This window comes from uncultured Boseongicola sp. (assembly GCF_937988555.1).
Taxonomy (GTDB): Bacteria; Pseudomonadota; Alphaproteobacteria; order Rhodobacterales; family Rhodobacteraceae; genus Boseongicola.
Window position 1 is genome coordinate 1 of record NZ_CALJXO010000030.1, and the last position, 3,611, is coordinate 3,611.

Consider the following 3,611-nt stretch of genomic DNA (forward strand, 5'->3'; position numbering starts at 1 on the left):
TCCGGATTGCCTTCGGTAATCCCCACGGTGCCGTCAGTATTGATGTTCAATGACACGCAGGTGTTGCCGCCAAAATTGAACCAGAACCCGCAGGACAGGCCCCGTCCCTGATTTGGGCCAAGGGGCGCGGAGCAGTGCGGATGCGCCTTTGCCGCCTCCAACGTCGCACGCAGACCGATGTCATCAAAGGTCGGACCGTAGGATGACTTTGTGCCTTTGGTGGAGGCATTCTTCAGCCGGACGTCCAGCGGATCAAGGCCAAGTTCCTGGCACAGCTCGTCCATAACGCTTTCGACAGCATAGATCGCCATCGGCGCACCGGGCGCGCGGTAGGCCGCCTCTTTCGGGCGATTGGTCAGCACATTCCAACCCACAGTATGAACCGCATCCAGATTGTAGCAGGCAAATGCGCTTTGCGCCCCCATCTCGACCGTACCGCACGGGAATGCCCCGCCCTGATAGCGCAGTTGGGCCTGAGCGGCCGTGATGCGACCATCATTGGTCATGCCGATCTTGACATCCATCGAGGAAGACACCGTTGGACCTGTTGCCTTGAACACTTCGTCGCGGGTCATCACGATCTTCACCGGGCGCCCTGATTTGCGGGACAGGGCAAGGGCAACTGGTTCGATGAATACGGTTGTCTTGCCGCCAAATCCGCCGCCAATTTCCGAGGCCGTCACCCGCAACTGGCTGGCATCCATTCCCATGATTTCGGCGCACAGGGTGCGGACTTGGAACTGGCCCTGCGTGCAGCACCACAAATCGCCCTTCCCGTCCGGCGACATCGACGCGAGGCAGGCATGTGGTTCGATATATCCTTGATGTGTCGCGGCCGTGGTAAAGCTTCGCTCAATGACCTTATCAGCCTTGGCAAAGCCTACCTCCAGATCGCCATGCCCGAACTCGCACTGGCTGGTCACATTTTCCGAAAATCCGGCAGCGACGTTTTCCAAAGCGCGCCCTTCCTGAACAATCGGCGCGCCCGGACGCATCGCCTCGTCAACGTCGGTGACATGGGGTAAGACCTCATATCTCACCTTGATCAACTTTAGGGCCTGACTGGCAATGGCCGCAGTATTAGCCGCGACAGCAGCCACGGCGTGACCGTGATACAGCGCCTTTCCCTGCGCCATGCAATTGTCCTGCACGTCACGAATTGAAAGATCGTTCGGCACACCAAAATCTGCGGCGGTCACGACGGCTTTGACCCCTTTCAGGGCCTTGGCTGCAGAGACATCTATGGACTTTATAATGGCATGGGCATGCGGGCTGCGCAGGATGCGCCCAACCAACATACCGGGCGCGGTGGCATCGGCGCCGTACATCGCGCGTCCTGTGACCTTTTCGACGCCATCGGGGCGTGGAGGGCGGGTTCCAACAACTTTGAAAACTCGATTCATCTTTGAATCCAAAGCCATTTTATGCACCCCTCATTTCGGCAGCTGCGATCTGCACGGCTTTTATGATCTTGTCATAGCCGGTGCAGCGGCACAGGTTTCCCGCCAGCCAATACCTGATCTCTTCATCGGTCGGGTTTGGATTTTTTTCCAGCAGGGCCTTCGCCGCAACCAGAATGCCGGGGGTGCAGATGCCGCACTGCAAGGCGGCATGGTCAATGAAGTTGCGCTGCAACGGATGCAGGTGATCCCCCATTGCCAACCCCTCAACCGTGCCGATTTCAGCGCCTTCGGCCTCAACTCCAAGCACCAGACACGAACAGACAAGGCGCCCATTGAGGGTCACGCTGCAGGCACCACAATCGCCTGTCCCGCACCCCTCTTTTGCACCGGTAAGCCCAAGGCGGTTGCGCAGCACATCCAGCAACGTCTCGTCCGGCGCACAGACAAATTCGGTTTGGTCACCGTTCACCGAGGTGGAAATGTGGAGATTTCTCATGTGCGGCCTCCTGCACGCTTATAGGCAATCAACGCGGCGCGTTTGGCCAAAACGCCAACGACCTGGGTGCGGAACTCAATGGTTCCGCGCTTGTCATCAATCGGATTGCACGCGGCGGAACAAGCCGTCGACATGGCCTCTAGTGCGGCCGCATCTAGCTTTGTTCCGATGATACATTTGGACGCGGCATCGACCAACACGACTGTCGGCGCGATCGCCCCAAGGGCGATACGTGCCGCTGTGCATGTGCCGCCCGCGTCAAGCTCCAAACTGACAGCGGCGGACGCCACCGCAATGTCCATTTCGGTGCGGGGTGTGAACCGCAGGTAGGCGTCCGCGGCGCGTTCGGGACGTGCTGGCAAAAAGATCGAGGTTACGATCTCGCCCTTTGTGAGAGAGGTCCGACCAGGTGACACCGGTATATCCTGGACCGAACAGTCCCGTTCCCCGTCCGGCCCCACGATGCGCGCCGTTGCATTCGCAGCGGCCATGGCCGGAACGCTGTCTGCGGCGGGCGATCCATTGCACAGGTTTCCGGCCATCGTGGCACGCCCCTGCACCTGCGTCGAGCCGATCAATTCGAAGGCTTCAATAACACCCGGCCAAAGGGCGACAACATCCGCGTGCTCACCAAGCGAGGCGCCGGAAACGGCTGCGCCGATCCTGAAACCCCCATCCTCGGAGGTAATGTCTTTGATCTGATCAAGGTTCTTGATGTCGACGATCAGGTCCAGCTCTATCATACCGGCCCTAAGCTGGACCAGAACGTCAGTCCCGCCAGACAACACGCGGGCAACGCCTGGCTCGTTTGCCAGAAGGCTTGCGGCCTCTTGTGCCGTCGCAGGTTTTTCGTATCGCATTGTCATCACCACATTCCAAATCGGATTGAATATGTTTGTGCAAAAGAACACAGCGCGCGACCATCAACAGCATCCCCGCCAACAGGGCTGTCCCGGCACGCCACTTCCAATTTTCACTTTAGCACCTACAGCCAGACAAGACCACATTTCACAAGCATGGCCCGACTGAATTCGAGGGCTTCAATTCTCGAAAACAGGGGCATCCGCAAGGTCGCGCGCCCCCATGACACCTGCAAGCCCAAATTCAACAGATGCTCTCACCACCGTCGATCACAAGCGCATGGCCGGTCATGAAGGATGACAGGTCAGAGGCGAGATAAAGGATACCATCCGCGATTTCCTCAAGCGTTGCCCATGGTGCTGTCAGACGAATGCGAACCAGTCTCTGCAAGGACAATGAAGCTGCCCTTTATGCCGCACCGAGTTGACGCCATTCGGAGAGAGCGGCCGCGCGGTTAAGCTTGAAATTGGCGCGTGAGTAAAGGTGGCGTTCCTGGTTGAAATGGTTGTGGACCAAGGCGTGGACGGAGACGAATTTTTGCAAACTTCGCATGCGCCGGAGCCGAAGCATCGCCCGTTCTCGTCGTCGAAACGGCTCCTTTTCATGGTTTGCAAGCAAACCACTGTCAGGCAGCGGGTGTGAATTCTCGGCCCGATTGTTGAGCCAGCGTCCCGTTTCCCGTTTGTCTGCATTGCCAATCTGCTTCATCGCAGCGCCATATGAACGCAATTTATCCGTCACAATCACCTGCGGTTGGCCATATCGTCTCATGGTTTTCCTAAGGAATTTCAAAGCTGCTTTGCGATCACGGCGCTTAGTCACATAGCTTTCCAGCACCTCGCCTCCGTGAT

General features: G+C 58.0%; 4 protein-coding genes and 1 pseudogene. All 5 read right to left on the bottom strand.

All coding sequences use genetic code 11. The features are described from left to right. Positions 1-1,421, bottom strand: a 1,421-nt coding sequence (locus Q1B15_RS01545; RefSeq protein WP_299749112.1) for a xanthine dehydrogenase family protein molybdopterin-binding subunit, incomplete at its 3' end; no start/stop codon positions are given. 1 nt (position 1,422) lies between these two features. Beyond that, positions 1,423-1,899 carry a (2Fe-2S)-binding protein gene (locus Q1B15_RS01550; protein ID WP_299749115.1) on the bottom strand — a complete coding sequence of 159 codons (477 nt, stop codon included), beginning with the start codon at positions 1,897-1,899 and terminating at the stop codon, positions 1,423-1,425. Further along, positions 1,896-2,759 carry a xanthine dehydrogenase family protein subunit M gene (locus Q1B15_RS01555; protein ID WP_299749118.1) on the bottom strand — a complete coding sequence of 288 codons (864 nt, stop codon included), beginning with the start codon at positions 2,757-2,759 and terminating at the stop codon, positions 1,896-1,898. The genes Q1B15_RS01550 and Q1B15_RS01555 overlap by 4 nt, the downstream gene beginning before the upstream one ends. Before the next feature lie 244 nt (positions 2,760-3,003). After that, positions 3,004-3,114, bottom strand: a pseudogene (locus Q1B15_RS01560) (SDR family oxidoreductase); the annotation flags it as partial. A gap of 54 nt (positions 3,115-3,168) precedes the next feature. Then, the coding region (locus Q1B15_RS01565) for a DDE-type integrase/transposase/recombinase (protein ID WP_299749123.1) at positions 3,169-3,611 on the bottom strand (443 nt) is incomplete at its 5' end.